Annotated in this window: 23 protein-coding genes; 17 read left to right on the top strand and 6 right to left on the bottom strand. The window is 60.1% G+C overall.

Translation table 11 applies throughout. The annotated features are described in order from the left end of the window. Positions 1 to 199: 199 nt before the first annotated feature. The 3 genes from BTE54_RS19175 (at position 200) to BTE54_RS19160 (ending at position 3789) form a co-directional block, all read left to right on the top strand. A complete protein-coding gene (locus tag BTE54_RS19175; protein ID WP_078053601.1) occupies positions 200 to 1984 on the top strand; it encodes a PAS domain-containing methyl-accepting chemotaxis protein in 1785 nt (594 codons plus the stop codon). Between the two features lie 325 nt (positions 1985 to 2309). Beyond that, positions 2310 to 3203, top strand: a complete 894-nt coding sequence (locus BTE54_RS19165; RefSeq protein ID WP_078053599.1) for a lytic transglycosylase domain-containing protein — start codon at positions 2310 to 2312, stop codon at positions 3201 to 3203. Between the two features lie 172 nt (positions 3204 to 3375). Continuing rightward, positions 3376 to 3789, top strand: a complete 414-nt coding sequence (locus BTE54_RS19160; protein ID WP_078053598.1) for a hypothetical protein — start codon at positions 3376 to 3378, stop codon at positions 3787 to 3789. A gap of 36 nt (positions 3790 to 3825) precedes the next feature. Here the strand turns inward: BTE54_RS19160 and BTE54_RS19155 are convergent, their stop codons facing one another. Further along, positions 3826 to 4728: a hypothetical protein gene (locus tag BTE54_RS19155; protein ID WP_078053597.1), complete on the bottom strand. Its 903-nt coding sequence runs from the start codon at positions 4726 to 4728 to the stop codon at positions 3826 to 3828. Between the two features lie 191 nt (positions 4729 to 4919). Between BTE54_RS19155 and BTE54_RS19150 the strand changes: the two genes are divergently transcribed. The 6 genes from BTE54_RS19150 to BTE54_RS19125 all read left to right on the top strand — a co-directional run bounded on the left by BTE54_RS19150 (position 4920) and on the right by BTE54_RS19125 (position 11274). Next, positions 4920 to 5900, top strand: coding sequence for a 3'-5' exonuclease (locus BTE54_RS19150; RefSeq protein ID WP_078053596.1), 981 nt, complete (start codon positions 4920 to 4922; stop codon positions 5898 to 5900). Positions 5901 to 6082: 182 nt separating this feature from the next. Next, positions 6083 to 7168, top strand: a complete 1086-nt coding sequence (locus BTE54_RS19145; RefSeq protein ID WP_078053594.1) for an ABC transporter ATP-binding protein — start codon at positions 6083 to 6085, stop codon at positions 7166 to 7168. A 30-nt stretch (positions 7169 to 7198) separates the two neighbouring features. Further along, positions 7199 to 8488 carry a PotD/PotF family extracellular solute-binding protein gene (locus BTE54_RS19140; protein WP_078053593.1) on the top strand — a complete coding sequence of 430 codons (1290 nt, stop codon included), beginning with the start codon at positions 7199 to 7201 and terminating at the stop codon, positions 8486 to 8488. 236 nt (positions 8489 to 8724) lie between these two features. Next, the gene (locus tag BTE54_RS19135) at positions 8725 to 9636 is read left to right on the top strand and encodes an ABC transporter permease (protein ID WP_078053592.1); all 912 of its coding nucleotides are present in this window, start codon (positions 8725 to 8727) and stop codon (positions 9634 to 9636) included. 4 nt (positions 9637 to 9640) lie between these two features. Continuing rightward, entirely contained in the window at positions 9641 to 10459 is an 819-nt protein-coding gene (locus BTE54_RS19130; RefSeq protein ID WP_078053591.1) for an ABC transporter permease, read from the top strand. 11 nt (positions 10460 to 10470) lie between these two features. Then, positions 10471 to 11274 carry an aspartate/glutamate racemase family protein gene (locus BTE54_RS19125; protein WP_078053590.1) on the top strand — a complete coding sequence of 268 codons (804 nt, stop codon included), beginning with the start codon at positions 10471 to 10473 and terminating at the stop codon, positions 11272 to 11274. On the opposite strand, the gene BTE54_RS19120 is transcribed toward BTE54_RS19125, so the two are convergent. After that, positions 11166 to 12059: a hypothetical protein gene (locus BTE54_RS19120; RefSeq protein WP_078053589.1), complete on the bottom strand. Its 894-nt coding sequence runs from the start codon at positions 12057 to 12059 to the stop codon at positions 11166 to 11168. The genes BTE54_RS19125 and BTE54_RS19120 overlap by 109 nt on opposite strands. Positions 12060 to 12632: 573 nt before the next feature. On the opposite strand from BTE54_RS19120, the gene BTE54_RS19115 reads away from it, so the two are divergent. The 5 genes from BTE54_RS19115 to chrA all read left to right on the top strand — a co-directional run bounded on the left by BTE54_RS19115 (position 12633) and on the right by chrA (position 18241). After that, positions 12633 to 13535, top strand: coding sequence for a hypothetical protein (locus tag BTE54_RS19115; protein ID WP_078053588.1), 903 nt, complete (start codon positions 12633 to 12635; stop codon positions 13533 to 13535). Between the two features lie 59 nt (positions 13536 to 13594). After that, the gene (locus BTE54_RS19110; RefSeq protein ID WP_065656050.1) at positions 13595 to 15463 is read left to right on the top strand and encodes a tyrosyl-tRNA deacylase; all 1869 of its coding nucleotides are present in this window, start codon (positions 13595 to 13597) and stop codon (positions 15461 to 15463) included. Positions 15464 to 15684: 221 nt separating this feature from the next. Beyond that, a complete protein-coding gene (locus BTE54_RS19105) occupies positions 15685 to 16227 on the top strand; it encodes a hypothetical protein (protein WP_065656049.1) in 543 nt (180 codons plus the stop codon). Positions 16228 to 16363: 136 nt separating this feature from the next. Beyond that, positions 16364 to 16846 (top strand): hypothetical protein, encoded by a 483-nt coding sequence (locus tag BTE54_RS19100; RefSeq protein WP_078053587.1) that lies wholly within the window; start codon positions 16364 to 16366, stop codon positions 16844 to 16846. A gap of 186 nt (positions 16847 to 17032) precedes the next feature. Beyond that, positions 17033 to 18241 (top strand): chromate efflux transporter, encoded by a 1209-nt coding sequence (gene chrA / locus BTE54_RS19095; RefSeq protein WP_078053586.1) that lies wholly within the window; start codon positions 17033 to 17035, stop codon positions 18239 to 18241. Between the two features lie 3 nt (positions 18242 to 18244). Here the strand turns inward: chrA and BTE54_RS19090 are convergent, their stop codons facing one another. Further along, a complete protein-coding gene (locus BTE54_RS19090) occupies positions 18245 to 19126 on the bottom strand; it encodes a LysR substrate-binding domain-containing protein (RefSeq protein ID WP_078053585.1) in 882 nt (293 codons plus the stop codon). Between the two features lie 132 nt (positions 19127 to 19258). Between BTE54_RS19090 and ampC the strand changes: the two genes are divergently transcribed. Next, a complete protein-coding gene (ampC, locus tag BTE54_RS19085; RefSeq protein ID WP_078053584.1) occupies positions 19259 to 20416 on the top strand; it encodes a class C beta-lactamase in 1158 nt (385 codons plus the stop codon). A 248-nt stretch (positions 20417 to 20664) separates the two neighbouring features. After that, positions 20665 to 21987 (top strand): solute carrier family 23 protein, encoded by a 1323-nt coding sequence (locus BTE54_RS19080; protein WP_078053583.1) that lies wholly within the window; start codon positions 20665 to 20667, stop codon positions 21985 to 21987. A gap of 122 nt (positions 21988 to 22109) precedes the next feature. Here the strand turns inward: BTE54_RS19080 and BTE54_RS19075 are convergent, their stop codons facing one another. Further along, positions 22110 to 23006 carry an SDR family oxidoreductase gene (locus tag BTE54_RS19075; RefSeq protein ID WP_078053582.1) on the bottom strand — a complete coding sequence of 299 codons (897 nt, stop codon included), beginning with the start codon at positions 23004 to 23006 and terminating at the stop codon, positions 22110 to 22112. 107 nt (positions 23007 to 23113) lie between these two features. On the opposite strand from BTE54_RS19075, the gene BTE54_RS19070 reads away from it, so the two are divergent. Next, entirely contained in the window at positions 23114 to 23932 is an 819-nt protein-coding gene (locus BTE54_RS19070; RefSeq protein ID WP_078053581.1) for a helix-turn-helix transcriptional regulator, read from the top strand. Positions 23933 to 24004: 72 nt separating this feature from the next. Here BTE54_RS19070 and BTE54_RS19065 read toward each other — a convergent pair whose 3' ends face one another. Continuing rightward, on the bottom strand, positions 24005 to 25117 hold the full coding sequence (locus BTE54_RS19065) for an FAD binding domain-containing protein (protein ID WP_078053580.1): 1113 nt from the start codon (positions 25115 to 25117) through the stop codon (positions 24005 to 24007). A gap of 101 nt (positions 25118 to 25218) precedes the next feature. Then, a complete protein-coding gene (locus BTE54_RS19060) occupies positions 25219 to 26466 on the bottom strand; it encodes an oxalate decarboxylase family bicupin (protein WP_078053579.1) in 1248 nt (415 codons plus the stop codon).

The raw sequence follows: 26466 nt of genomic DNA, 5'->3' as shown, positions 1-26466 counted from the left end.
TTCGGTATAAAATGCGACCATGCGCCGAACGTTCCCAAAAAAGGCGGCGAGAAAAAACCGGCAGGCAACACATTGCACGGTATTTGCAACTTCAGATGATGAACATCAACTTTATCCTTAAATATTATTTAAGAATGTAATCATAATATTCACGAATGATTTTGAATAGGAATCATCCCTTTCCATCGGAGAAACGCGCGTGAGTATTCTTGATCGTGGTGCCAATGCTTTTGCGGTTCTCGCCGCGCTTTCCAAATCCCAGGCCATCATTGAATTCGACCTTTCGGGAAAAATTCTCAACGCCAACGAAAATTTCTGTCGGGCGCTCGGTTATGAGCTATCGGAAATCGTCGGCAGGCACCACAGCATGTTCGTGGAGCCGGCGGTCGTGTCCTCGCAGGATTACAAGGCCTTCTGGTCCAAGCTCTCGGCCGGCCAGTTCGATCAGCGGCAATATAAGCGCATCGGCAAGGGCGGCCGGGAAGTCTGGATCGAGGCGTCCTACAATCCGGTGTTTCGTCGCGGCAAGCCGGTGAAGGTGGTCAAGATCGCCACCGATATTACCGACCGCAAGCTGAAGGCGGCGGAAGATGCGGGCAAGATCGACGCCCTGTCACGGGCGCAGGCCATCATCGAATTCTCCCCGAACGGCGAGGTTTTGACCGCAAACGAGAATTTTCTGGCCGCGCTCGGTTATTCGCTGGCGGAAGTGCAGGGCAGGCATCATTCCATGTTCTGCGAACCGGTCTATACGCAGTCGTCGCAATATAAGCAGTTCTGGGAAAGGCTGGCCGGCGGCGATCTCGTGGCGGATGAGTTCATGCGGCTTGGCAAGGGCGGCCGCAAGGTCTTCATTCAGGCGTCCTATAACCCGATCTTCGATCTCAACGGCAAGGTGTTCAAGGTCGTCAAATTCGCGACCGACGTGACCGGCCGCGTCGAAAACGTCGAAAAGCTGGCGCAATGTCTCACCGATCTGGCCGAGGGCGATCTTGCCCAGAGCATCGACAAACCCTTCATCCCCTCGCTTGAAAGATTGCGCACGGATTTCAACGCGGCTTCGGAAAAGCTCAAAAGGGCCATGACGCTGGTGTCTGAAAATGCCGGCGCCATTTCGTCCGGTTCCAACGAGATCAGGTCCGCTGCCGACGATCTCGCCAGACGCACGGAGCAGCAGGCCGCCTCCATCGAGGAAACGGCAGCCGCGCTCGAAGAAATCACCACCGCCGTCAACGATTCGAGCCGCCGCGCCGAAGAGGCCGGCAAGATCGTCGCCCGTGCCCGTGACCATGCGGAACATTCGGGCCAGGTGGTGCGCGATGCGATTGGCGCCATGGACCAGATCGAAAAATCATCGCGCGAGATTTCCAACATTATCGGCGTGATCGACGAAATCGCCTTCCAGACCAATCTTCTGGCATTGAATGCAGGCGTGGAAGCCGCCCGCGCGGGTGAGGCGGGCAAGGGTTTTGCCGTGGTTGCGCAGGAGGTTCGCGAACTCGCGCAGCGCTCCGCAACGGCCGCCAAGGAAATCAAGAGCCTGATCAATGCCTCCGGCGCGCAGGTGGAAAACGGCGTCGGCCTCGTCACCAGGGCGGGTTCGGCCCTGCAGGAAATCGCCGAGCAGGTGCGGGATATCAACACCAATGTCGTGGCGATTGTCGATGCCGCGCGCGAACAGTCCACGGCGCTTGCGGAAATCAATCAGGCGGTCAACACCGTCGATCAGGGCACCCAGCAGAACGCCGCCATGGTCGAGGAACAGACCGCCGCAAGCCACAGCCTTGCGCGGGAAGCGGCGGCCCTGTTCGAACTTCTCGGGCAATTCCGGTTCGAGGACATGGCCCGATCCTCCGCCTCGGCGCGCAGCGGCTTCGAGCAGCAATCCGCGCCGGTGAACTCGCATCGCAGCGCACCCCGCCCGCTTGCGGCGCGTGGTTCCGCTGCGGTTGCCGTCAAGCATGAGGAGTGGCAGGACTTTTAGGGTGAGGCCTCAACAAGCCGAGCCAATCACGCCAACGTCATCCTCGGGCTTGTCCCGAGGATCTGCAACGTATTGATTTTATTCGACGTGATAAGATCCTCGGCACAGGGCCGAGGATGACGTCGAGAGAAAGTTGACCCTCCATTATTGACTTGAAAGGGGCTGCCCGCCGTCCGCGCCCCATACGATCACGCCAGTCCATTCGATGTTCGATACGTGATGACAAGCCGGAAAGCTGGGCATATCTTCCGAATTGGCCGACAATCGGCACATCGCGTCTGGAATTTTCGGGGACTTTCGCTTGGCAGGGATATCGACAAGCCGCATGGCTCTTGCCCTGTGTCTGCTGACCGCAGCCTTCGGCGCGGCGCAAGCCGAAGAGCCCGCCGGGGAAAAAGCCGACTGCGCGTATAGCCATGATGTCGCGCCGGACCTGTGCATCAATGCAGGCAGTTACAATAACGATCTTTGCCATGCCATTGAGGTGCTCGCCGCCCGCCATGCCGTTCCGCCGGATTATTTCGCCCGGCTGATCTGGCGGGAAAGCCTGTTCCGGCCCAATGCGGTCAGTCCAAAGGGGGCGGAGGGCATCGCCCAGTTCATGCCGGGAACGGCCCGGTTGCGCGGTCTCGAAGATAGTTTCAACATCATCGCCGCGCTTGAGGCGTCTTCCCGTTATCTCTCCGAATTGAATGTGCAGTTCGGCAATTTCGGCCTTGCCGCCGCAGCTTACAATGCGGGGGAGGCGGGCTTGCGAAACTTCATCGCCAACGGCCGCCTGCCCACCGAAACCCGCGATTATGTGTTTGCGATCACCGGTTATCCGGTGGAGACATGGAAGGACAATCCGCCAGAAAAGGCGGCGCCGGCGCTGGATGACAACCGTTCCTTCCTCGATGCCTGCGTACGTCTCGCCGACACCCGCACCATGAACGAGCCCGTTCTCATTGCATCGGCCGACTGGGCGCCATGGGGCGTGCAGCTTGCGGCGCATTATAATCCGGCCGTGGCCAACCGGCTTTTCACCCGGGCGATCCTGCAGCTTTCGGACCCGCTGAATGCCGAGCGGGCTTTGATCGTGCGGCAGCGGGGCGGAAATTTCGGTTCGCGGCCGCGTTATGCCGCCCGCATCGGCCGGGAAACCAGAGCCGAAGCCAATGCGCTTTGTGGCGATATCCGGCGGGCGGGCGTTCCTTGCACCGTGTTCCGCAACAGGTAAAAACGGCGCGCGCCGAACCGGTAAATCGTCCTTTCGCGACAGGGCTGATCATAACAAGTTGATCGGCTTTGCGGCCGTTCCATCTTTCCGTGCAAAATGATCGTGCCTAGATTTGCCCCGGACGCCGGCCGAGAGCCGGGGCCGGTGGCGTTTTGTAGGGAATGATCTGGAAATGAGATGGCTTGAAAGAGGATGTCTGGCGGCCGTGCTGGTCGTCGTTGCGGCGTGCACCAGCGCCGGCGAGACGGAGATTTCCCGCACTGTCGCCGGTTTCGTCGGGCAACCGCGCGAGGCCGCAATCGCCCGACTCGGCCGCCCGAACAAGGTCATCATCGAAAACGGCGAAACCGAATCCTACTGGCTGAAAGTCGATAGGGAGACCTATGCCGGCCTCAGCAACAGGCGCGAAGTCAAAACCGTCGACGGGCAGGCGCAGGTCTCGGAAACCGAGGGCATGAAGATCAAGGAACATCGCCGCGACTGCATCATCAAGATAACCGCGGATGCCGGCTCCATCATCAGGACGAGCGAGATCATCGGCAATCCGGCCAATTGCGAAAACCTTCTCGACAGGCAGGCTTCCTGACGAACTGCTGTCGCGCTCGATCCGGTTGCCGGAGCCTCAAAGCTCCATTTTGATGGTCAGCATATATTCGGTGCCCTTCGCCCGGTCACGCGTGCGGGAGACTTCAAGCGTGACCTTATCCATCTTGTGCCCAAGGGTTTCCTTGATCGTTCCTCCCGGCGTATCTTCGCGCCGGAACGAGGTGTCGCCGTAACCGACGCCGATTTTGCGGGTAATGGCGTTTTCCGTGTAGGTTCTTCCGAACATGGCGGAAGCCTGGCCGCTGCGCACCGTCGTTTCGAAACCGCGGGATTCGAGGTCGCGATAGGCCGAGGCGGCAATCGAATTGTCCGAGGTGCTATAGCTGCCGCCGGCGCTTATTCTGGCGAGGCGATGGCCGTCATGTTCCAGGGAAAAATTGCCATCGGTCGAAGGTCCGAAACGACCGCCGTTCATGGCATCCTTATAGGTGAAGCGGAAGCGGCCGCTGCGTGCGTCCACCTGATAATTATAGGAGGCGTCGCCGCTGCGGATCTGGATGCCCGGCGCCGGCTCGCTGCCGAGAATCGGCGATACCTTGTCCGCAAACTGGAACAGGGGTTTGGTGACCTCTTCGAATTCCGACTTCGACAATGCCAGCGGCTTGCCATCCGGGTCGAACTTCCCGACCGCCAGGCACGGGCGCTGGTTGATGATGCTCTTCAGGGCAAAGACCGTGCAATTGTCGCTTGTCGTGCCGGCAATCGCGGCGTGGACGGAATTGCGCAGGGTGTAACTGCCGCAGCAGGAGAAGGCTTCATTGTCGGGGCTCGCATCGCGCGTATAGCCCGTAAAGACAATGCCGCTTGCCCCGTTGGTAAGGCCTGCATTGGCGAAATGCGGCCCGCTTTGCAGCGGAAACAGTTTTAGCCGGCTCTGGTCAGCGAGCGTTTTCGGGTTGGAAGGCGATGGAAGCGGCATTCTTCTTCTCTCCTGAAACACGGGAACGGTGCGCTTTTTTTACCATCGTAAATTGAAGCCGCAACCCTTAACTGTACCCCGTGAGATATGCCGTTTCTGTGGATGAGAGCGACCGCTGTTGTTACCGTGAGCCTGTGCGCATATGCTGGAATACTCAATCTTGATTTCCGGGCAAGGCGGACAGGCGCATAATGACCTCCCAGTTGGATTTTTTCGCACCCGCGGCAGCGCGGCTTCCGCAGGCTGAAAGAGGGCGAAAAGCCGGTGGTCGCGAAACGGCCCAAAAGACCGGTACGGACGATGAGGCCCTTGCCGCATATCTTCAATCCACCGGTAATTATCGTGTCCTGCGCCGGCTGCAGCCGCGCGCGGTCGTCGATCGGCCAAGGCCGGAATTTGCCCGTCAGGGTGTGATCCTCGATACGGAAACGACGGGTCTCGACCATCGCACCGATGAGATCATCGAAATCGGCGTCATCACCTTCACATTCGACGATAACGGCACAATCGGCGATGTCACCGGCATTTATGGCGGGTTGCGGCAGCCAGGTATCGCCATTCCCGAAGAAATCACCCGCCTGACCGGGATCACCGATGAGATGGTCGCGGGACAGTCGATAGACATGGACCGGCTGACCTCCCTCGTTGCCCATGCCGATCTGATCATCGCCCACAATGCCGGTTTCGACCGTCCCTTTTGCGAGGCCTTCTCGCCGATCTTCCGCGATAAGGCATGGGCCTGCTCCGTTTCGGAAATAGACTGGCGCACGCGTGGTTTCGAGGGCAACAAGCTCGGTTATCTGATCGGCCAATCCGGCTATTTCCACGATGGCCATCGCGCGGTGGATGATTGTTTCGCGCTGCTGGAAGTGCTGGAGCAGACGCGCCCCGGCCAGAGCAGCACGCCCTTTGCCGAACTTGATGAGGCGAGCCGGCGTTCAAGGGTGCGCCTCTACGCGGAAAACAGCCCGTTCGACATGAAGGATCATCTGAAAAAGCGCGGCTATCGCTGGTCGGACGGCTCCGATGGCCGGCCGAAATCCTGGTGGGTGGAGCTGCCGGAGGAAAAGCTCGAAGAGGAGCTGCATTTCCTGCGGACCGAAATCTACCGCTGGGACGCCGATCCGACGGTCAAATATCTCACCGCTTTCGACCGGTTCAGGGCCGGGTGAAGCGCGGGGCATTTTGGGCTTTCAGATTGCATACAATTTCTGCAATGAATCGAAAACAATCGCTGTAAAATTGGGCAGGTCCGCGCACGGGTCTCCGAAGCGCAAAAAAATATCATTTTACATCAATGGCTAAGCCGATTGGCACGCCTCCTGCATGACAAAGACGTCGCAGGAGAGTGTTTATGAGCAAAGCCGCAGCAATCGACATCGCGTCCGTATCCAAGATTTACGGCAACACCACCGCCGTGCATGCGATAAGCCTCAAGATTCCCGCCGGGAGCTATTGCTGCCTGCTTGGCCCGTCGGGCTGCGGCAAGACCTCGACATTGCGGATGATTGCCGGCCACGAAAGCATCTCCAGCGGCGATGTCCGGCTCGGCAATACAGTCGTCACCGATCTGCCGCCCGCCCGGCGCGGCACGGCGATGATGTTCCAGTCCTATGCGCTGTTTCCGCATCTCGATCTCGTCGACAATGTCGCCTTCAGCCTCAAGATGAAGGGCGTGGACAAGGAAACCCGCCGGGCGAAGGCGCTCGAAATGCTGCGGCTGATGCAGCTCGAACCCTATGCCAGCCGCCGGCCGGCCCAGCTTTCCGGCGGCCAGCAACAGCGCGTGGCGCTGGCGCGTGCGCTGATTACCGATCCCGAGGCGCTGCTGCTGGACGAGCCGCTTTCGGCGCTCGATCCGTTTCTCAAGATCCGCATGCGCGCCGAGCTGAAGAAGCTTCAGACCTCGCTCGGCATCACCTTCGTTCACGTCACCCACAGCCAGGAAGAGGCCATGGCGCTGGCCGATATCATCGTCGTCATGAATGACGGCCGCATCGAACAGGCGGCCACCCCGCGCGAGGTGTTCGAGCGTCCCGCCACTGCCTTCGTTGCCCGCTTCATGGGCGACCACAATGTCATTTCCGGGCGTTACCGGGAAAAAACGGATGATCTCGTTACGCTTGAAGTGGCGGGCGGCGGCACTTTTACGGCGAGCGGCGTCGCCCCGGATGACGGCGCGGTCGATATCGCCGTGCGCACCGACCGCGTCCGCGTCGGTGAGGCGCAGCAGCCGGGCCTCGGTTTCACCGGCATCGTCTCGAATGTCGAATATCGCGGCGCAAGCGTGAAGATCGTCGTAACCGGCGCGGGCATCGAGGATTTCAACGTCATCCTCAGCGATGCCGCCTTCTTCGAAAACCCGGTCAGGACCGGCGACGCCATACCGCTTTCATGGAATGCGGCCGATGCCATTGTGCTCGGCCGGGTAGAGAAGTGACCCCAAAAATAACCAGAGGAGAACTTTGAAATGACCGATACCAGCAACAGCAAAAAGGGCCTGTCCCGCCGCGGCCTCCTGAAGGCGGGCGCTGCCGCCACGGGCGCGGCAATCGGCTCCGGCCTGATCACCGGCTTCCCGACCATCTGGGCGCAGAACCCGATCACCATCCGCCAGTTCGGCACCGGCGTGTCGAACCTCAACGCCATTGCCGAAAAGTGCAAGGCCGATCTCGGCATCACGCTTGAAATGACGGCGACGGATTCGGATGCCGCCGCCCAGCGCGCCGTCACCCAGCCGAATTCCTACGATATCGCCGATATCGAATACTGGATCCTGAAGAAGGTCTATCCGGCCGGCGTCATCCAGCCGATGGAAATCAAGAAGCTGAAATATTACGACAAGATCGTGCCGCTGTTCAAGAACGGCAAGCTGAAGCCGGACAGCGTCGTGGCGCAGGGCACGGCCCCGCACACCGTCGGTTTCGTCGAAAAGCCCGGCGACAAGAAGTTCGCCAAGGGCGAGACCGATTATTTCACCATGGTTCCGACCATCTACAATGCCGATACGCTCGGCATTCGCCCCGATCTCGTCGGCCGCGATATCTCCAGCTGGGCCGATATCATGGACCCGAAGTTCAAGGGCAAGACCTCCATTCTCAACATCCCCTCCATCGGCATCATGGATGCGGCGATGATCATGGAAGCCATGGGCAACATCAAATATGCCGACAAGGGCAACATGACCAAGGAGGAGATCGACAAGACCATCGACTTCCTCATCAAGGCCAAGAAGGACGGCCAGTTCCGCGCCTTCTGGAAGAGCTTCGACGAAAGCGTCAACCTCATGGCCTCGGGCGAAGTCATCATCCAGTCCATGTGGTCGCCCGCCGTTGCGGCGGTCCGTTCCAAGGGCATCGCCTGCAAATACCAGCCGCTGAAGGAAGGCTATCGTTCCTGGGGCGGCGGTCTTGGCCTTGCGAAGCATCTTTCGGGCGCGAAACTCGATGCGGCCTATGAATATATCAACTGGTACACTTCCGGCTGGGTCGGCGCTTACCTCAACCGTCAGGGCTATTATTCCGCCGCCATGGAAACGGCCAAGGAACACATGAGCGCCGACGAGTGGGGCTACTGGGTCGAAGGCAAGCCGGCGCAGGGCGATATCATCGCGCCCGACGGCAAGGTCATGGAAAAGGCCGGCGCGGTGCGCGATGGCGGCTCCTTCGAGGAGCGCATGGGCAAGGTCGCGTGCTGGAACTCCGTTATGGATGAAGACCGCTACATGGTTCGCCGCTGGAACGAATTCATCGCGGCTTAGTACCCGAAACGGTTAAGATCGGTGGCGTTGGCTGCCGGTCTTGACGGCAACAGAGCCTCTAAACTCTCCGTCATCCTCGGGCTTGTCCCGAGGATCTAACGACCCACCACATCAAACGTGGTTGGGTCCTCGGGACAAGCCCGAGGATGACGTCGCGTTTGAAGAGAGCTTTGCCTGACACAGTGCCTGGTGCGAAAGCTGCCGGTACTTCTGCAAATCCAGCGAAAGGCACACCCATGGTGACGGTCAGACTCATCGGCGTCAGCGACAAAAAGGACACGCCGCCCCGCAGTTTCGCGCTGCCGCAAAAGCTCGTCTCCTATGTCCAAGCTGCCCCGCTTTTCCTGATCCTCGGCTTTTTCCTGGCTCTGCCGATCCTCATGATCGCCGTCGTCAGCTTCTGGGATTACGATTTCGCCCAGATGTATCCGGATTTCGTGACGTTCAACTATCTGGAAACGCTCGGCTCGTGGGTCACCTGGCAGACCTATCTCAACACCCTGAAATATGCTGTCATGGTCTGGGCGATCACGCTGTTCTGTGGTTTCTGGCTCGCCTATTTTCTTGCCTTCCACATCCGCACCACCACCATGCAGATGGTGCTGTTTCTCGTCTGCACCGTGCCCTTCCTGACGTCGAACATCATCCGCATGATTTCCTGGATTCCGGTGCTTGGGCGAAACGGCCTCGTCAACAGCGCCCTGGTCGGTACCGGCATCATTCCCGAACCGATCGAATGGCTGCTTTATTCGGATTTCGCCGTGGTGCTGGCCATGGTGCATCTTTATACGCTGTTCATGGTCACGCCGATCTTCAACACGCTGATGCGTATCGATAAATCGCTGATCGAGGCGGCGCGTGACGCCGGCGCGACGGGCTGGCAGACGCTCACCAACGTCATCATTCCGCTTGCCAAGCCCGGCATGGCCATCGGCAGCATCTTCGTCGTCACGCTGGTCATGGCCGATTTCTCCACCGTTCAGGTGATGTCCGGCGGTCAGAGCGCCTCGGTGGCGCTGATGATGAAGAACCAGATGTCGCTGCTGCAATATCCGGCCGCCGCTGCGAACGCCGTCATCCTGCTCATCCTCGTTCTTCTGATGGTCGCGGGCATCCTGCGCATCGTCGATATCCGCAAGGAGCTTTGATCCCATGCATCAGGAAAAACGCGGCCGCGAATTCTATGTCCTCGCCTTCTTTTTCGCCCTCTTCGTGCTGTTCCTCTACGGTCCGCTGTCGGCCATCCTCATCCTCGCCTTTCAGGGGCCCAATGGCGGGCTGACTTTCCCGCTGAACGGCGTTTCGCTGCACTGGTTCGGTAATCTCTTCGAACAGCAGGCCGTCGGCGATTTCGGCGGCTCCTTCCGCCGTTCCCTCGGTCTCGGGCTGATGGTCATGGCTGTTACCGTGCTGGTCTCGCTGCTGGCGGGCCTTGCCTTCCGGCGCAAATTCATCGGGGCGACGCCGTTGTTCTATCTGTCGGTCGCAAGCCTCGTGGTGCCGTCGATCATCATTTCGCTCGGCATCGGCGTTCTGTTCCAGCAGCTCGGGCTGGAGCCGTCATGGTATACATCCGCCTTCGGCGCGCATCTCACCTGGACGCTGCCTTTCGGCGTGCTCATCATGCTGGCCGTCTTCAACCGCTTTTCGCCGTCCTATGAGGAAGCGGCCCGCGATCTCGGTGCATCCTCCTGGCAGACCTTCGCCCATGTGGTCTTGCCGATGATCGCGCCGAGCCTGATCGGCGTCGGCCTCTTCGGCTTCACGCTTTCTTATGACGAGTTCGCCCGCACATTGATGACGTCAGGCACCTACAACACGCTGCCGCTGGAAATCTACGGCATGACCACCAATGTCACGACGCCGGTGCTTTATGTGCTCGGTGCTGTTACAACCCTGTTTTCCTTCCTGGTGATCGCGGCCACGCTCGGCCTGATCGTCACGCTCAATCGCCGCCATTCACGCGGATAAAGAAACGTAAAATGCGCATTCTCGTCATCAATCCCAACACCACGCAATCCATGACCGCGACCATCGCCGACGCCGCGACGCGGATAGCCGGCCGCGATACGGACATAATGGCCGTTACCTCGTCCATGGGCCCCGTCTCCATCGAAGGTTATTACGACGAGGTTTTCGCCGTTCCCGGCCTGCTGCTGGAGCTGGCAAAGGCGCCGGCGCTTGGAGCCGACGCGGCGATCATCGCCTGTTTCGACGATACCGGGCTCGATGCCGCCCGGACTCTCGCCGATATTCCCGTTATCGGCATCTGCGAGGCTGCGGTCTCCGCCACCGCCTTCATCGCCCAGAAATTCACCATCGTCACGACGATGGAACGCTCGCGGCTGCCGCTGGAACATCTCGTCCATCGTTATGGCATGTCCGCCCGCTGCAATGTGCGCGCCGCCGATATTCCGGTGCTGTCGCTGGAAGATCCCGCCTCGAACGCTCGTGAAAGGCTGCGCGCGGAAATCTCACTGGCCCTGAAAGAGGACAGGGCGGAGGCGATCGTGCTCGGTTGCGCCGGCATGGCGGATCTTGCCGCCGAACTGCGCCATGAATTCGGCGTGCCGGTTGTCGATGGCGTCGCGGCGGCCGTCAAGCAGGCGGAATCGCTGGTGTCCATGGGGTTGTCCACCGCCAAGCGCGGCGCCTATGCCACGCCGCTTGCCAAGCCCTATAGCGGATTGCTGGAGCCATTCCGGCCGGACAGGCTCTCCGGGGCATCGGCAGACGGCGGAGACGGTCTCACCGCTTCCGCCCATAAAACGACGAAGGCGAGCTGATAGGCCAGATCGCGCTGGACGTTCTGCAATGCGAGATCGCTCAGAACTATTCTGGGTCCGTTTCTTTGCAAGATGTTCAAACGCTCGGCCCTGGCGAGTATGGCCGTTACATGAGCGCGACTGACCCCATAGGCGCGCGCCGTCGCCTTGCGGGAGAACACGCAACCCGTCGCATCGCACGCGTCTGTCTTCGCGGCGGACAGCAGGTCCAACAGGATCAGGAAACCAGGCGCATGCCCAAGGAACATCCGCATTTCCTCTGAGAGACAAGGCAAATCCTGCGCGTGCCGCAGAAACCAGCTCACACCGTCGATCAGCGCGCCCGTTCCGATGGCTTCCTCCGCAGGCGTCTCCGTTGCCGGGAGGGTTTGCCATGGCGAGGCCGCGACGCAATAGGTGCTGGCAAGCGTCTCGATTGCCGAAATAATCCAGCCATTTAGCGACCATGGCCGCTCACGGTTGTCGCCGCCGGGCGGGTGACGCTGCGCGGTATTTTCCAGTTCCAGCCAGTCGATCAAGGCGCGTGTCCTGCGGCTGGATGCCCAGCCGGGTGGAACGACGACGGCCTGAACCGCCGCCAGCGTAAATTGCCCGCCATGGACCGATGCGATGCCCACGGCGCACATGACGGTGGCGAATGCGCCGAAGTCTCCGAGTGCACGGACGAGGCGCTGCTCCTGTTTGAAGGCGTTCGATAGGTGGGTGCAAAGATAGGCGACGGCATCACCAAAGGCATCGTCGTTCAGGATTCGGTTCGCAAGTAGGTCCAGCCTCTCTCGAAGCATGTCCGGCCGAGGCCGGGCGAAGTCCCTCCTCGGGTGCGTCTTTGAAGCTGGGGCGCCTGCTTTTCCGGATACCTTTCTCCCGTGGTTTTTTGCGCATCGCTACTTTATGGCGAATTCGAAAACGTGAGTTCTGTTCGCTGGTGACGGCCGTGCAGGGCAGTCGTGACAGCCGGAAGGTTCCCCTCCGTAAGATGCGTGCATTTTGTTGCACTCCCCCGAGGCCCCGTTGAGCGGTATTAAAAAATACTCTCATAAATTGAATGTTAAGGGGCGCGTAAAAATGTGTTCCCTTTTGAAACGGTTTGCGGGAGTAACGCTGACAATAGCGTTATATGCTGTTTTTATTGCATAATTTAATGAAGCGTCGGATGTGGAATCTTTCGTTCATTTACCCGGAATGCAATCTTTGATGGTTGCTTTTTAGGTCTTGACGACGTTGCAGACGATGCGTCCGAAAGTGCCTGATATCCGAATGTTACTGCCAGGACTCCGGCACGGTCGGCAACGATGCCGGGCGGCGCATGGAGCCCGTCATGCCTTTTATTCATCCCCAATTCTCCAGAGGAGGTTGAAATGATGCAACTTAAACACGTTGTTTTTGCCGGCCTTGCGGCCTTCGCAATGGAATTCGATATCCCGTCCATGGGCCAGCCGGCCATTGCGAACGCGGCCACCCTCACCGCCGAGCAGACGGCGGCTTTCAAGTCGAAACTGGAACAGGCGGAAGCGAGCCGCGAACTGCTCGGCCGCCGATCCGTGTGCCTGATGGACCATCTGACGGCGCAACAGCAGCTCAGCGCCGACCGCGAGAAGGCGCTGGGGGAGGCCATGTACCTGCAGATCGAGCTGGAGCGGCAGGTGGTGCAGTCCGAAACCAGCGTGAAGGGCTATGAGGAGCTGGTTCAGTCCGAAAACGAGAACGTCAAGGCGCGCCAGGCCACCTTCGAAAAAGCCCGGAAGGAAAGGGACGAGCAGGCCAAGCGAGTAAAAATATGCAGCGGCGTCCTCTTCTTCCTGCCGGGAATTTGCCAGGCCGGTGACGCCGCGGTGAAGGCGCTGGGCTGGATGAATGATGCGGAGCGGGAATACCGGACCGCGCAGCCACGGCTGGACAATGCCCGGGCGGCTCTTGAAGGCGTTCGCAACCAGCTCGAAAACAATCGCCGCCAGCTTGCGGCGGCACAGCAGAGCCACGCGGAAAACCAGAAGGCGGTGAAAACTCTGGAGGAGCAGATCACCAGGCTCAAAGCGGCGATCTCCACCATCAACGTCAAGGTTCAGGACTTCAACATTCAGGTCGGCAACTTCACCAACGCACTGAAGGAAGCGAGCGAGGTCAATCCTGACGACGCGAAAATACGTCAGGTTACGCGGCTGTCCGCCGAGATCGACGGCCTGACCAAAGACGTGCCGCAGTTCATTTCCTCCACCGAGGCCGGACTGCCGGACGACGCGAAGAAACAATGCGGATCGTGAACGATCACTCCCCAAAAAAAAATGACTCTCCGTAACCACCCATCAACAGGAGCATGAAAATGAACAATGTCGTGACTTTCGAAAGCCGGACCGCCCAGATCAACAGCGCAATCGACGCCGGCGTCGATGCTATCGTTTCGCAACCGAATTTCAGCCTTCCCAAGTCGGATACGGCGCTTGTCCGGTCTTATGTCGATAAGATCCAGGGGACCTATGATGTCGAGCGCGCCAAGCGCGACACCGACAATGCGATCGATCTGCTTTACATCGCCTATAACACCACGCCGCAGGAAAACGGCGATATTCGCGTCCGCATCAGCGCTATCATGAACAGGCTGATCACGTCGCAGCAGAAAAGCGAAATAGTCATGAAGAACGCGATGGAGGCGGCTACCCGCATCGGCCTGTCCATCGCGGATCTTTTCCCGGACTGGCTCGATGTCAGGGAAGAAAACGATCAGGCCGAAATCAAGGCATTTGTCTCCAACGATCTGATAAAGCTCGCAACGAATATCCGGGATAGGGCGCTCAGCGTTCGAGACGAGCTTCTTGCCCTTGCTGCAACCTATGACGCCATCATCAGGGACACGGCGCAAACCACGGATATGAGCGAAACGGCGTTGAGCAAACGCCTCGCCGATAAAGCCGTGATGGAACGCGAAATCCGCGAGGCGGACGCACGGCGGGAACAGCTTGAATCGCTTGTCAACGATCTCAAGGAACAGGTTGCGGCATTCGAAAAGAAGGCCCGGGAATATGAGCAGCGGGCCAATACGGCCGAGCAGCGTGCTTTTGTCATGTCGATCGTCCGCGTCGGCGCGCAGATGATTTCAAGCGCAATTCCCGCCATCGCCATGGTGGCGGGCGGTCCTGCCTCCATGCTGGCCTCGTCGGTTGGCGGCGCGCTTTCGGGACAGTCCAAGGGCGGGCAGGATGCAGACGGGCAGGGGCAGGGCGGCGGCTCCCGCACCCCGTCAGGCGGCGGAAGCAAGGCCGATGCGGCCGCCAAGCAGAGCGAGCTTTCCGAAAAGAAAGCCGAGCTTCGCAAGAGCGAGGAAAAACGCGACGCTCTGAAGGGGGATGTCAAGTCGCTCGAGGACGCCAAGGCGAAGCTTGCGCAGGACGCGGAGAGCGCGGACCCCAAATCGAGCAAGGCCATCGAGCTTGCCGAACTCGACAAACGTCTGGCTGCACGTGCCGCGGAACTCAAGGCGCAGGAAGAAAAGATCGCCGCTCAGCAAACGGTTATTTCCAGCCTGCAGGCTTCGCTCGATGCTTTGGACAAGGGGCTGGGCAAGCTCTCCGAAGAGCAGCAGCAACAGGCCGCCAGCCTGCGCGAAATCCAGATGCAGATGATCGACAAGGCGGAGGCCTATGAGAAGGAACGCCGTACCCAGGCGGCCGAGCTCATCAGGATCAATGCCCTGCTGAAGGGAAAGCAGGCCGAGGATGACAAGATCAAGCTTGCGGTGCAATCGCTCAACGTCAGCATTTCCGCGCTGAAACGCATGAAGGAAATCGTTGAAGAAATCGCCTTCTTTTTCAAAGGCTTCGCCGATTTCATGCAGGCGGTTGCAGATGATGCACAGCGTCAGATCACCGGCATCGAAAATGTCGCCGGGCAGGAGACGCTGCGAAAGAACCGCTTTGCGCAGCTCATCCGCTCCGTCGACGAGTTCTTCGTCAGGCAAACCGCCCAGTGGCACGCGGTGGTGATCGTCTCCGACCGCTTCAACCGCAGCTTTGCCGAAGGATGGTCGAAGCTCAACAAGTTGCAGGGTGGATATATCGACAGTGCCAATCTGCCGGCCTATCTGGCGGGTGTCGCGGAGAAGCTCTCGGCCATCGTCGCCGAACGTGAGGCTGCCGCGGACGCAAAAATCGCGTCGTTGCAGGCCTATCGTCAGGACCTCAGCAAAACTGCCTGATCCCTTAAGAGCCTGCCGCTCCTGTCCCGGCCCGACAGGAAGCGTCTCCATGATCCCGGCCGAACACGTCCCCTCGGGCATGGGATCATGGGCAATGTCCTGCCGGCGCAGATGCCGGCAGGACGGCCAACACCACCCAGACCTCAACACCCGGTAGATGTAATCAACGACGGGCATCCGGCTGTAACCCGTACCCCGTCATTTTCAACAAGGAGAAGACCATGCCAACAGTCAACAACCCTCCCGCGCTGGTGCCCCAGCTAACCCCCGCCTGGTGCTTTGCCGCCGTCGAACAGATGGTGCGGGCCTATTATGGACTTCCCGCGGCGACGCAATACGTCATTGCAAGGCGCAACACCGCAGCACTCGCCACCGTCGATCCCGAGGTTCGCGAGCGCTGGGAACTGGCGGAGGTTCTGGATCAAACCGGCGGCATCAATGAACAGGCCGGCGCCAACCAGAACAGCAATATCGTCCAGCTGGTTTCCAGCCAGTGGAACGCCTTCGATCACGAAACGACCGGCGGCCACTTCGTCAATGGTCTGACGGCCGATATCGTCAGACACGAGATCGATAACAACCGCGTCTTCGTGATCGGCACGGAGTACCACTATTACCTCGTCTATGGCTACACCGTGAATGGCAAGGATCTGGAACTTCATATCCTCGATCCATGGCCAGCCGGGCAGGGCGGTGCCAGAACGCGGCTCGGCCTGCAGGCGTTTTTGGCCATGCCGGCCCGCGTCGCCATCACCTTCGGCTAAGCCGCTAGGCCGAACACCGGCCGCATTTCCATTGATTGCCGGATTTATCCGGCGCCCAATCAACCACAGATCCCACCATGCTATCCTGCACGCCAACGTCCGGGAACAGGTGGTCCATGTCCAAAAGGAGATACACATGCCACTTCTTGGCAATTTCGTCGTCAAGCATATCCGGCCCTTCGGTGAAGCAGGCTATAATGCTTTCGGCAATGACCAAACCATCGAGTTCCTCTCAAGTCTCGGGCTCAGCGGCGGGGATATCGCCAGTATCTTCGCCGCTTGGCGTCTTGCGGCCCTGGCCGATCCCATGGGGCAGAGCAGCCTTCTCGTTGCCGCCGCGAATGGGCTGGCGCAGGCGCGGTGGGAATATCTCTATGAGACCCAGATGAGCACTGTCCTGTTCCTCGACGATGTCCAGCTTGAATCCCTCAGCCACCTCGCGCCGGGCGCCAACCAAAACTTCTCATGGCGATCCCCAACCCCCATCGCCGCCGCGGTGACCATCTACAACGGCAGCAACCGGCATCACATCATCTGGGATGCGACGGGCTTTTCCGGCGGCACCGATGAAAATGGCTGGATTTCGCACTTCACCGCATTGTTGCCCTCCGAGCGATAGGCCCTTCGCCGGATAATCGCCAAACGACGCCGGAACGTTATCGCAACGTTCCGGCGTCAACGCCGTCAGTCCCTTCATATGCCTGTCATAATGGTATCTGATACCGAAACCGTCTTGAGGCTGATATGTGTTGATGACTAGCCGTTGCACGCAGGGAGTTCTTTGGTGAAATCGTCAACGCGAAACATGGAGGCCGAAGTGCACGGCCAGAGACACGGCACGACCAACGAGGTTTTCGCAGCTTTCCTGAAGCTCGGCGTCACCTCCTTCGGCGGCCCCATTGCCCATCTTGGTTATTTTCGCGATGAACTGGTCGTGCGGCGCAAATGGATCGACGAGGCCGGTTATGCCGATCTTGTGGCGCTGTGCCAGTTTCTTCCCGGCCCGGCCTCCAGCCAGGTGGGGTTTGCGCTCGGGCTGCTGCGGGCAGGCCCGCTCGGTGCGCTGGCGGCCTGGACGGCTTTTACCCTGCCATCCGCCATTCTCCTCTTTTTCTTCGCCATGGTCGCCGCCTCCATCGAAGGACCAGTCGGCACCGGCCTCCTGCATGGGCTGAAAATCGTCGCCGTCGCCGTCGTGGCGCAGGCGGTCTGGGGCATGGCAAAAAGTCTTGCGCCGGATCGTGAGCGGGCCAGCATCGCGCTTGCCGGCATCGTCTGCGTCGTGTTTGTCGCCGGCGCCTTCGGGCAGATCCTGGCGCTTGCCGTCGGCGCGCTCGCCGGGCTTGCCTTCTGTCGCGCCGATGCCGCGCGGCAGGCCACCCATCTCGCCTTCCGGGTGCCAAAAAGTGCGGGATACATTGCGCTCGCCACCTTTGCCCTGCTTCTTGGCCTCCTGCCGCTGCTTGCGGCGGTCGCGGCGTCACAGGGCCTCTCCTTGTTCGATGCCTTTTATCGCGCCGGCGCGTTGGTTTTCGGTGGCGGGCACGTGGTGCTCCCGCTGCTGCAATCGGAAGTCGTCGCCACGGGCTGGGTTACGGAAGATGCCTTCATCGCCGGATATGGCGCAACCCAGGCCGTGCCCGGCCCGCTCTTCACCTTCGCCGCCTATCTCGGTGCGGTGGCAGGGCCACAGCCCAACGGCGTTGCAGGTGCGGCTATCGCCCTTGTCGCGATCTTCCTGCCCGGCATGTTGCTGCTCGTCGGCGCGCTGCCCTTCTGGGAAGGGTTCCGCAAGCACCTTTTGGCGCAGGCTGCCATGCGCGGCGCAAATGCCGCTGTCGTCGGCATTCTGGGCGCAGCGCTTTATGATCCGGTCTGGACAAGCGCCATCTTCACCCCGAAGGATTTCACCGTGGCGCTCACTGGCTTCATCCTGTTGACGATCTGGAAAACCCCGCCATGGGCCGTGGTGGTCCTCTGCGCGGCCGGCGGCGTTCTGCTCGCCCTGGCATAGGCCTTATTCCGCAGCGCCTATGCTATTGAACATCCAGTCGGAAAAGGCCTGCATGGCGGGTGTCGGCGGTTTCGATTGCAGCCGGGTCAGCCAATAGCTTCCGAGCGAAATGGTAACCGGAAAAGGCTGGATGATCGCGCCGGAGGCGAGATGCCGCGAAAACATCGATGGCGGCGCCAGCGCCACGCCCAGCCCCTGCAGGGCGGCCTCCATCATGCCCAGAGACGTATCGAAAACAATGCCGGCATTCACCTGCGCGGCGGGCGTCACGCCGGCCGCGGCAAACCAGTTGCTCCATTCATCGGCCCTGTAGCTGCGCAGCAGCGTCGCTTCCATCAGATCAGCGGGCGTTTTCAGTGTCTCTGCCAGTTTCGGCGTGCAGAGCGGGGAGAGAGGCGCCTTGAATAACCGAAAGGCATCCGTGCCATGCCAGGAGCCCTGGCCGAAACGAATGGCGAAATCCAGCCCTTCAGCCGCCATATCCACCCGGTTATTATTGGTGGAAACCCTGACATCGATGAAGGGATGCTGCTTCTGAAACGCCTTCAGCCGGGGCAGCAGCCAGCCCACGGCAAAGGTTCCCACAACACCCAGAAACAGCAATTCGCGCACGTGACCGGCCTCGATCCGGTCGAGCGTCGTCGCCATCTGGTCGAAGGAACTTGTCACCGTCGGCAGCAGGGCCTCGCCTTCGGCGGTAATCTTCAGGCCGCGCGGAAGCCGCTGAAAAAGCGAAACGCCAAGTCGCTTTTCCAGCCCTTTCACCTGCTGGCTCACAGCCGCCTGCGTCACACATAATTCGATGGCCGCGCGGGTGAAGCTCAGGTGCCGCGCCGATGCCTCAAAAGCCCGTAAGCCGTTCAGTGGAAGAAATTGCCGAACCATTCAAGACCTAGATTTTCTTGTGTCTTCTCCGAGATATCATGATTTGTTCGTGCAATGTAGGCCGGTTAAACGTCTTTCGCTGGGAACGGCCCACGGGCTGAAAATCACCCTAGGTTTTGGAGAACGCGAAAGATGAAACTTAATCGCAGACATATCGCACTGGCCACTTTGCTTTCGACGGGCCTGCTCACGCAGGCGCTCGCCGCCGATGATGCGAAGCTGAAAGCGATAACGGATGCCGCGATCAAACCGGTCATGGAGAAAAACGGCATTCCGGGCCTTGCCGTTGGTATCAGTGTCGATGGCGAAAGCCACATCTTCACCTATGGCGTCATGTCCAAAAGCTCGGGCCAGCCGGTGACGGCGCAGACGCTTTTCGAACTCGGCTCCATCTCCAAGACTTTCACGGTTACCCTCAGCACCTATGCCGAAATGAATGGCCGGCTTTCGCTCTCGAGCAAGGTGGAAAATTATCTTCCCTCCATGAAGGGCAAGCCCTTCGGTGATGTCACGCTGATGCAACTCGGCACCCACACCGCCGGCGGCTTTCCGTTGCAGGTGCCGGATAACGTCAAGACGGAACAGCAGTTGCTGGCCTATCTCAAGGCCTGGCAACCCTCATACAAACCCGGAACACACAGAACTTATGCCAATCCCAGCATCGGAATGCTCGGATACATCACCGCAAAGGCCATGGGCCAAAGCTTCGATGACGCCATGAAAGATACGCTCTTTCCCGCTCTGGGCTTGAAGAACACCTTTACCGTGGTGCCTGAGGCAAAGATGGCCGATTACGCGCAGGGCTATAAGCGAACGGGCGAGCCCGTCCGCGTGACACCCGCCGTTCTCTCTTCGGAAGCCTACGGCGTCAAATCGACAGCGGAGGATATGATCCGTTTCGTCAATGCGAATATGGGACTGGAAAAGCTGGACGGAAAAATCCAGCAGGCGCTCACCAACAACCATACGGGATATTTCAGCGTCGGCGCCATGACGCAGGACATGGTCTGGGAGCAATATGCCCATCCCGCACCGCTGAAGACATTGCGAGAGCTGAATTCCGGTGCCCTGCTCAAGACTGTTCCGGTTTCCGAAATCTCGCCGCCCATGAAGCCGCGCCAGGATGTCTTCATCAACAAGACCGGCTCCACCAATGGTTTTGGCGCTTATGTGGCGTTCATACCAAAGCAGAAATTGGGCATCGTCATTCTGGCCAATAAAAACTACCCCAATGAGGAGCGGGTTTCGGCGGCCTATGAGATTCTGACGGCGCTTGAAAAAGCGCGCTAATACCGTCGATCTGGTGTCATTTTACCGGCGCGGGAGCTGATTGTTCCGCGCTGGAATGCGTAACAGTGGGAAACGGTCCGTTGCCGATGACAGGTGCAGCCGATCGCGCTAACGGAGAAAAGATGCGTCGGCTGCCGATTCGATCTCCGGAGGCGGGCGCAAATCATAAAAAGCAAATCTTTTGCACGGCGACGAACTGAAACCGGAAAACCCGGGAAGCGCGTGCCGGCTGTTTCCTGGGGGGCGACATGAGTGATACCGGTGGTTATTTTCCGCGCTGGCGACTGAAAACCGAAGGGCGCATCCTGCCCGATGAGCGTCTGCCTGCGGGGCAGACCGCGGTGCTCGGTCTTCAGCATGTCGTGGCGATGTTCGGATCGACGGTTCTTGCACCATTGATCATGGGGTTTGATCCGAACGTCTCTATCCTGTTTTCGGGCATCTCGACACTGATCTTCTTCATCGCCGTTGGCGGACGTGTCCCGAGCTATCTTGGCTCTTCCTTTGCGTTCATCGGACCGGTGCTCGTGGCAACGGGTGCGGCCGCGGGTGCGGCGAGCCCTGATATCGCGCTGGCGCTCGGCGGCATCATCGCCGCCGGTGTGCTTTATGCGCTGATCGGCGTCATCGTCATGATCGCCGGCCATGACTGGATCGAAAAGCTGATGCCGCCGGTTCTGACCGGCGCGATTGTAGCGGCAATCGGTCTCGTTCTCGCACCCATTGCGATTGCAAGCGCTTCAGGCTCCGGCCCGGGCAATCCCGACGGCGACCAGCTGTCGCGCTGGATTGCGATCCTGACTGTCACATCGGTCGGCGCGATTGCTGTCTATGCGCCCGGCATGGCGCGTCGCTTGCCCATTCTTCTCGGCGGCGCGATTGCCTATATCGCTTATCTCGTGGTGGCGAACGGCCTCGGTCTCGGCAAACCGGTCGATTTTGCAGGCGTTGCGGCCGCATCGTGGTTCGGTCTGCCGACATTCACCGCGCCGGTATTTTCCGGCTCCGCGATTGCGCTGATTGCTCCGGTCGTCGTCATCCTCGTGGCGGAAAATCTAGGGCATATCAAGGCGATAGGCGCGATGACCGGGCAGAACCTCGATCGTTATCTCGGTCGCGCCTTTATCGGTGACGGCATTGCGACGATGTTCTCAGGCGCCTTCGGTGGCACCGGCATGACGACCTATGCCGAAAACATGGGTGTCATGGCGATAACCCGCATTTTCTCGACGCTCGTCTTCGTCGTAGCTGCACTGGTGGCCATCATTCTCGGCTTTTCGCCGAAATTCGGTGCGCTCATTCAGACCATACCGGGGCCGGTCATCGGCGGCCTTTCCGTCGTCGTCTTCGGCCTCATCGCGGCGACCGCCGGGCGGATCTGGGTCGAAAACAGGGTCGATTTTTCCGAGCCGCGCAACCTCATCACCGTGGGTATCGCGCTGGTGCTGGGCGCCGGCAACTTCAAGCTCAATGTCGCGGGCTTCACGCTCGATGGCATCGGCACGGCAACAATCGGAGCGATTGCCTTTTACCACCTGCTGGGCCTTGGCAGACGGGCGTCGGGCAAGTGATGCCTGCCACCTGAACATCCACCATGTTTGGAAGCAGCATCGGTTTTCCCGGTGCTGCCGTGTTGCCATCTTCGCCGCATCTGATCCTGACGACAGGCGTGAGGCGGACGCCTGCCTGCCGGTTATTCGATCGTCGCGTAGTCCATGGCTCTGAGATCGTCGAGCAGGCCCGGTCCAGTGGGTATCCAGCCGAGTTTCTCCCGGGTGAGCGCGCTGGAGGCCGTAAGATCCATGGCGGCGAACAGGGCAAACCAGCCGAAATGGCCGGCGGCGTCCTCTTTGCCTATGGAAACGAGCGGCAGCCCAAGCCTCTCGGCAACTATCCCGGCAATATCGCGCACCATAACGCCTTCTTCCGCCACGGCATTATAGCGAGCACCCCGCTCCGCCCGAAGGAGCGCCATCACGTAGAGCTTCGCCACATCGTCCACATGCCCGGCTGACCAGCGATTGCCGCCATCCTCGACATAAGCGACGATGCCTTTTTCGCGCGACATCTCGATATAGGGCGAGATGAGGCCCTGTTTTACCGTGTCATGCACCTGCGGGAGCCGGACGACGCCGAGATTGACGCCCGCCTGCAATTGCTCCTGGCCCGCGAGTTCCGAGGCGATGCGCGGATTGAAATGATGCGTATCGAACACATCCTCCCGGGCGGGTTTGCCATTGCCGGGGTCACCCATGCCGACCCCTGAGGTGATGAGCATCGGCCTGTCGGAACCAGCCAATACGGCACCGAGCGCCGCGATCACCCGGCGATCCTTTTCGCAATTGGCGGCGAAATTCGCGAAATCATGGTCGAAAGCCGTATGGATGACGGCATCGGCAGTCTCTGCACCCCCGGCGAGTCTGGCCGCATCTTCCAGCGTTGCGATGTGGGCGGAAGCTCCAGCGGCCTGCAGCGCTTTTGCGCCGGCCTCCGAGCGGGTGAGGCCGACTACCTCATGGCCGTCGATGAGCAGTTCACGAAGAATCCGGGAGCCGATGAACCCGGTGGCACCTGTCAGAAAAACACGCATACAAAATCTCCCGCGTTGACGGGGAGGGTGATCTCATGAAGAATTGTCCTGTTAAAGTAGTGACTTTATCATGGTATAATTCTCAACAGGCTGCGGCGAGAAATGTAATGACGGAGAATGCACTTAGCACCTTCCTGCGCGATCGCCGCCTGCGGCTTGATCCTGCAACGTTTGGTTTTCCCATCGGCCGCCGCCGCACACCGGGTCTGCGCCGGGAGGAGGTCGCCCAGCGTGCCAACATAAGTCCGACCTGGTATACGTGGCTGGAGCAGGGTCGCGGCGGTTCGCCCTCGGCGGATGTGCTGGATCGTATCGCCAAAGGACTGATGCTGACCGATCCCGAGCGCGACCACCTGCATATATTGGCCTTCGGACATCCGCCCGAGCAGCGTTATCGTCAGCCCGAGACGATAACGCCCCGTCTTCAGGGCGTGCTTGACGCGTTGCCCTTCAGCCCCGCGATCATCAGAACGGCGACATGGGACGTCCTGGCATGGAACCGGGCCGCCGCCGTCATCCTCACGGATTACAGCAAACTGGCGAGGGAGAACCGCAACATTCTGCGTCTGATTTTCTCCGATGAACGGGTGCGCACTGCCCAGGAGGACTGGCGCAATGTCGCCCGCTACGTGGTCGGCGCGTTCCGGGCAGATGCCGCGCGCGCCGGCGCTGGCGCCGGCATCCAGCAACTTGTCGATGAGCTCTCGGCCGCCAGCTCCGAATTCAAGGCCATGTGGGATGACAACGAGGTCACAAGCATGCACGAGGGCCTCAAGCGCCTACACCATCCGGTTCTGGGAACAATCGAACTGGAGTTTTCATGCTTTGCGGTGGAGGGACGCTCGGATCTCAACATGATGGTCTATAATCCCGCCAACCCTGAAATGAGCGAGCGATTTCGCTCGCTGATCGCAAAATCCGGATGACCCCCTGCGCTTAGCCGTAGGCACAAGTCGCGGACAACAATGACGCCGGGCGGACCTGATTTTGACCCGTCGTCAGATCGCGGTCTCGGCAAGCCTCCGGCCATAGGCGGCGATTGACTTGCCCACCGGCAGGCGGGTTTTCTGATATCGTGAAAGGGCTGCAGGCAGATCGTCCGTCTGTCGCAGGGCGTCGCGCAGTGCCATTGCGTCGCCCGCGGCCTTGGAAACGCCCATTGCGGTGTGAGGGCGAACCACAAAGGCGGAATCCCCGACCAGCGCCATATGTGGCGACACCATCTGTTCAGCCTCATAGTCAAAAATGCCCTGGATCGATGGGGTTTCCTCGGCTTCGACCGCAAGAGCCAGTTGCGGCGGCAGAAGGGAAAACGCGTCGCTGCGCAGTTGCCCGCGGCGCTGTTCGGCCAGCTCACCTCGGGGGAGCGAATGCTCGAAATGCCTGCCGTCGCGGCCGGCGAAGGTGCGGGGCAGCTCGTCAGCCGGTGTGGGGCGATACCATACCCAGTTGTAACGGCGCTGTCCCTGTTGTGTCTCACCCTTTGGGCCCGGCACGAGGTAACCCAAAACATGAATGCCGGGTGCGATATAAAAAGCGAAGCGGTCGAGCAGCAGGGATGCATCGGCCGGCAATTTGGTTTCCCGGATCAGTCCGCGCCAGGCGACGTAACCCGCAAAGGCGTTTTCTGAATGGCGATTAACCGCCTTGCGGATGACCGAACCCAGGCCATCCGCGCCGATCACCAAATCAGCGCGGTCTTCCGTGCCGTCGGTGAAGGATAGTGTCACTCCATCAGGGCCTTCCCGAACCGCGTTGATATGGTGTCCGAGACGATAGGTATCGGCAAGGAGGCGGGAGGATACGCGCTCGAAGAGATAGTCCCATGAAATCTGCATCTGCGGCGTCTTCTGGCGCTGGGCGACGTGGCCGCCGGCGTCGAGGTAAATGCGCTCCTTCGCAACCACACCGACATGGGAGACGTCTTCGCAGCCGATCTGGCCCAGAACCTCGAATAATTCCTGCTGCGGCACCAATCCTGCACCACGCCCTGCGATGCCGGATGCAGAGCGTTCGTAGACTTTCACATCGTGCCCGTCCTGCTGAAGCAATATCGCCGTGAAGAGACCGGCAAGCGAGCCGCCGGCGATCCGGATCGTCAATGGTTTCATGGCTGTTCCTGACTTTCGATACTGGTTATGCGTTGCGTCCTGTCTTGGAAGACCTGCGGATCGGGTATGCCGAAACGCCGGTCAAAGGCTGGGCAGGATGTTCAGCCCGGCATGATCGCCGGCTGGTTTGCGGGAAACTTCGCCACATCCTCGATGCTGACGTTGAGGTGCTGGGCTACGAGCGCCGGCGGGGTGTGGGTCAGCCAGGACGACAGGCTGACCTCCTGGTATTCGGCGGTCTTGAAGACCGCGACGAATTGCAGGTCGGTCTTGCCGGTATTTTCGATGATGTGGCCCTGGCTCCTCTTCACGTAGCCAATGTCGCCAGCACGGAAATCCGCGGTCTGGCTGCGTGGACCCGCGTCGAACACGGTCATCCGGCCTTCACCCTTGATCCAGTATTGCCATTCGTCCGCGTTGGGGTGCCAGTGCATTTCGCGCACCCCGCCGGGCTTGATCGTTTCGATGGCGGCGGCGATGGTTTTGGACACCGTAAAGGCGCTGCTGTCGGCGAGGCGAATGACGCCGGCAGCGTTTTCCTTCAGTGGCTTTGATGCCGCGAGCTTATAGGTGAACGGAAACGGGGGAAGCCCCGCGCCGGCAACGGCTTCCTGATCCCGGGAGAGCGGTCCCGGCTCCTTGCCCTGGAATATCCAGAGGTTCTGCAGTGGAATGTTCCGGAACACGTCCGGCGCGATGCCGAAATTCTTGGCCAGCAGCTCGGGAGAGGTATGCGCCAACCAGTCGGTGAGAAGCAGGGTGCCATATTCGGACTGGTCGCCTTCGTCGAACACGATGACGAATTCGCAACCGTCGGGACCAAGTCCCTGCAGCGAATGGGGGTAACCGGCCGGAAAATACCAGAGATCACCGGCCTCCACATCCTGCACATAAGCGCGGCCCTGCGTATCGAGCACGGTGATGCGGCAATGGCCATTGGTCATGATCGCCCATTCTGCGGCGCGGTGCCAGTGCATCTCACGAATGCCGCCCGGTCCGAGCCGCATGTTGACGCCGGACACGGCATCCGAAATCGCGAAGTCCGACTTGGTCACCTGACGTGCCCAGCCGCCATTCTGGATACGTTTGGCGGCGTTGTTGAACGAACCCCAGAAAAGCTGCATGTCGCCGACATCGGTCGCCGGTGGGCTCTGGAAAGACGGAAACTGGTTGTTGATCGCAGGGTTCTTCGGGCCGGGATCGCTGAGGCCGGCGGCATTGGCATTAATTGCTCCCTCGGCGGGCTGATCGGGATTGCCGAAAGATGCTGCTCCGGCCGCGCTGGCGGCAAGGGCGGTGCCGCCGACGGCGCCGATTGCGAGGACTGCGCGTCTGGTCAACGTTTCCAT

It is taken from the genome of Agrobacterium sp. YIC 4121 (genome assembly GCF_002008205.1).
GTDB classification, from domain to species: Bacteria; Pseudomonadota; Alphaproteobacteria; order Rhizobiales; family Rhizobiaceae; genus Agrobacterium; species Agrobacterium leguminum.
This window is presented reverse-complemented; position numbering and strand designations above follow the sequence as displayed.

Excerpts from the sequence above, each read along its gene's own strand:
- BTE54_RS19075 (WP_078053582.1), bottom strand. The coding sequence starts at position 23,006 with ATGCGTGTTTTTCTGACAGGTGCCACCGGGTTCATCGGCTCCCGGATT.
- BTE54_RS19135 (WP_078053592.1), top strand. The coding sequence starts at position 8,725 with ATGGTGACGGTCAGACTCATCGGCGTCAGCGACAAAAAGGACACGCCG.
- chrA (WP_078053586.1), top strand. The coding sequence starts at position 17,033 with ATGGAGGCCGAAGTGCACGGCCAGAGACACGGCACGACCAACGAGGTT.
- BTE54_RS19125 (WP_078053590.1), top strand. The coding sequence starts at position 10,471 with ATGCGCATTCTCGTCATCAATCCCAACACCACGCAATCCATGACCGCG.
- BTE54_RS19065 (WP_078053580.1), bottom strand. The coding sequence starts at position 25,117 with ATGAAACCATTGACGATCCGGATCGCCGGCGGCTCGCTTGCCGGTCTC.
- BTE54_RS19160 (WP_078053598.1), top strand. The coding sequence starts at position 3,376 with ATGAGATGGCTTGAAAGAGGATGTCTGGCGGCCGTGCTGGTCGTCGTT.
- BTE54_RS19110 (WP_065656050.1), top strand. The coding sequence starts at position 13,595 with ATGAACAATGTCGTGACTTTCGAAAGCCGGACCGCCCAGATCAACAGC.
- BTE54_RS19105 (WP_065656049.1), top strand. The coding sequence starts at position 15,685 with ATGCCAACAGTCAACAACCCTCCCGCGCTGGTGCCCCAGCTAACCCCC.
- BTE54_RS19150 (WP_078053596.1), top strand. The coding sequence starts at position 4,920 with ATGACCTCCCAGTTGGATTTTTTCGCACCCGCGGCAGCGCGGCTTCCG.
- BTE54_RS19130 (WP_078053591.1), top strand. The coding sequence starts at position 9,641 with ATGCATCAGGAAAAACGCGGCCGCGAATTCTATGTCCTCGCCTTCTTT.
- BTE54_RS19100 (WP_078053587.1), top strand. The coding sequence starts at position 16,364 with ATGCCACTTCTTGGCAATTTCGTCGTCAAGCATATCCGGCCCTTCGGT.
- BTE54_RS19155 (WP_078053597.1), bottom strand. The coding sequence starts at position 4,728 with ATGCCGCTTCCATCGCCTTCCAACCCGAAAACGCTCGCTGACCAGAGC.
- BTE54_RS19070 (WP_078053581.1), top strand. The coding sequence starts at position 23,114 with ATGACGGAGAATGCACTTAGCACCTTCCTGCGCGATCGCCGCCTGCGG.
- BTE54_RS19060 (WP_078053579.1), bottom strand. The coding sequence starts at position 26,466 with ATGGAAACGTTGACCAGACGCGCAGTCCTCGCAATCGGCGCCGTCGGC.
- BTE54_RS19090 (WP_078053585.1), bottom strand. The coding sequence starts at position 19,126 with ATGGTTCGGCAATTTCTTCCACTGAACGGCTTACGGGCTTTTGAGGCA.
- BTE54_RS19115 (WP_078053588.1), top strand. The coding sequence starts at position 12,633 with ATGATGCAACTTAAACACGTTGTTTTTGCCGGCCTTGCGGCCTTCGCA.
- BTE54_RS19140 (WP_078053593.1), top strand. The coding sequence starts at position 7,199 with ATGACCGATACCAGCAACAGCAAAAAGGGCCTGTCCCGCCGCGGCCTC.
- BTE54_RS19120 (WP_078053589.1), bottom strand. The coding sequence starts at position 12,059 with ATGCTTCGAGAGAGGCTGGACCTACTTGCGAACCGAATCCTGAACGAC.
- ampC (WP_078053584.1), top strand. The coding sequence starts at position 19,259 with ATGAAACTTAATCGCAGACATATCGCACTGGCCACTTTGCTTTCGACG.
- BTE54_RS19080 (WP_078053583.1), top strand. The coding sequence starts at position 20,665 with ATGAGTGATACCGGTGGTTATTTTCCGCGCTGGCGACTGAAAACCGAA.
- BTE54_RS19165 (WP_078053599.1), top strand. The coding sequence starts at position 2,310 with ATGGCTCTTGCCCTGTGTCTGCTGACCGCAGCCTTCGGCGCGGCGCAA.
- BTE54_RS19145 (WP_078053594.1), top strand. The coding sequence starts at position 6,083 with ATGAGCAAAGCCGCAGCAATCGACATCGCGTCCGTATCCAAGATTTAC.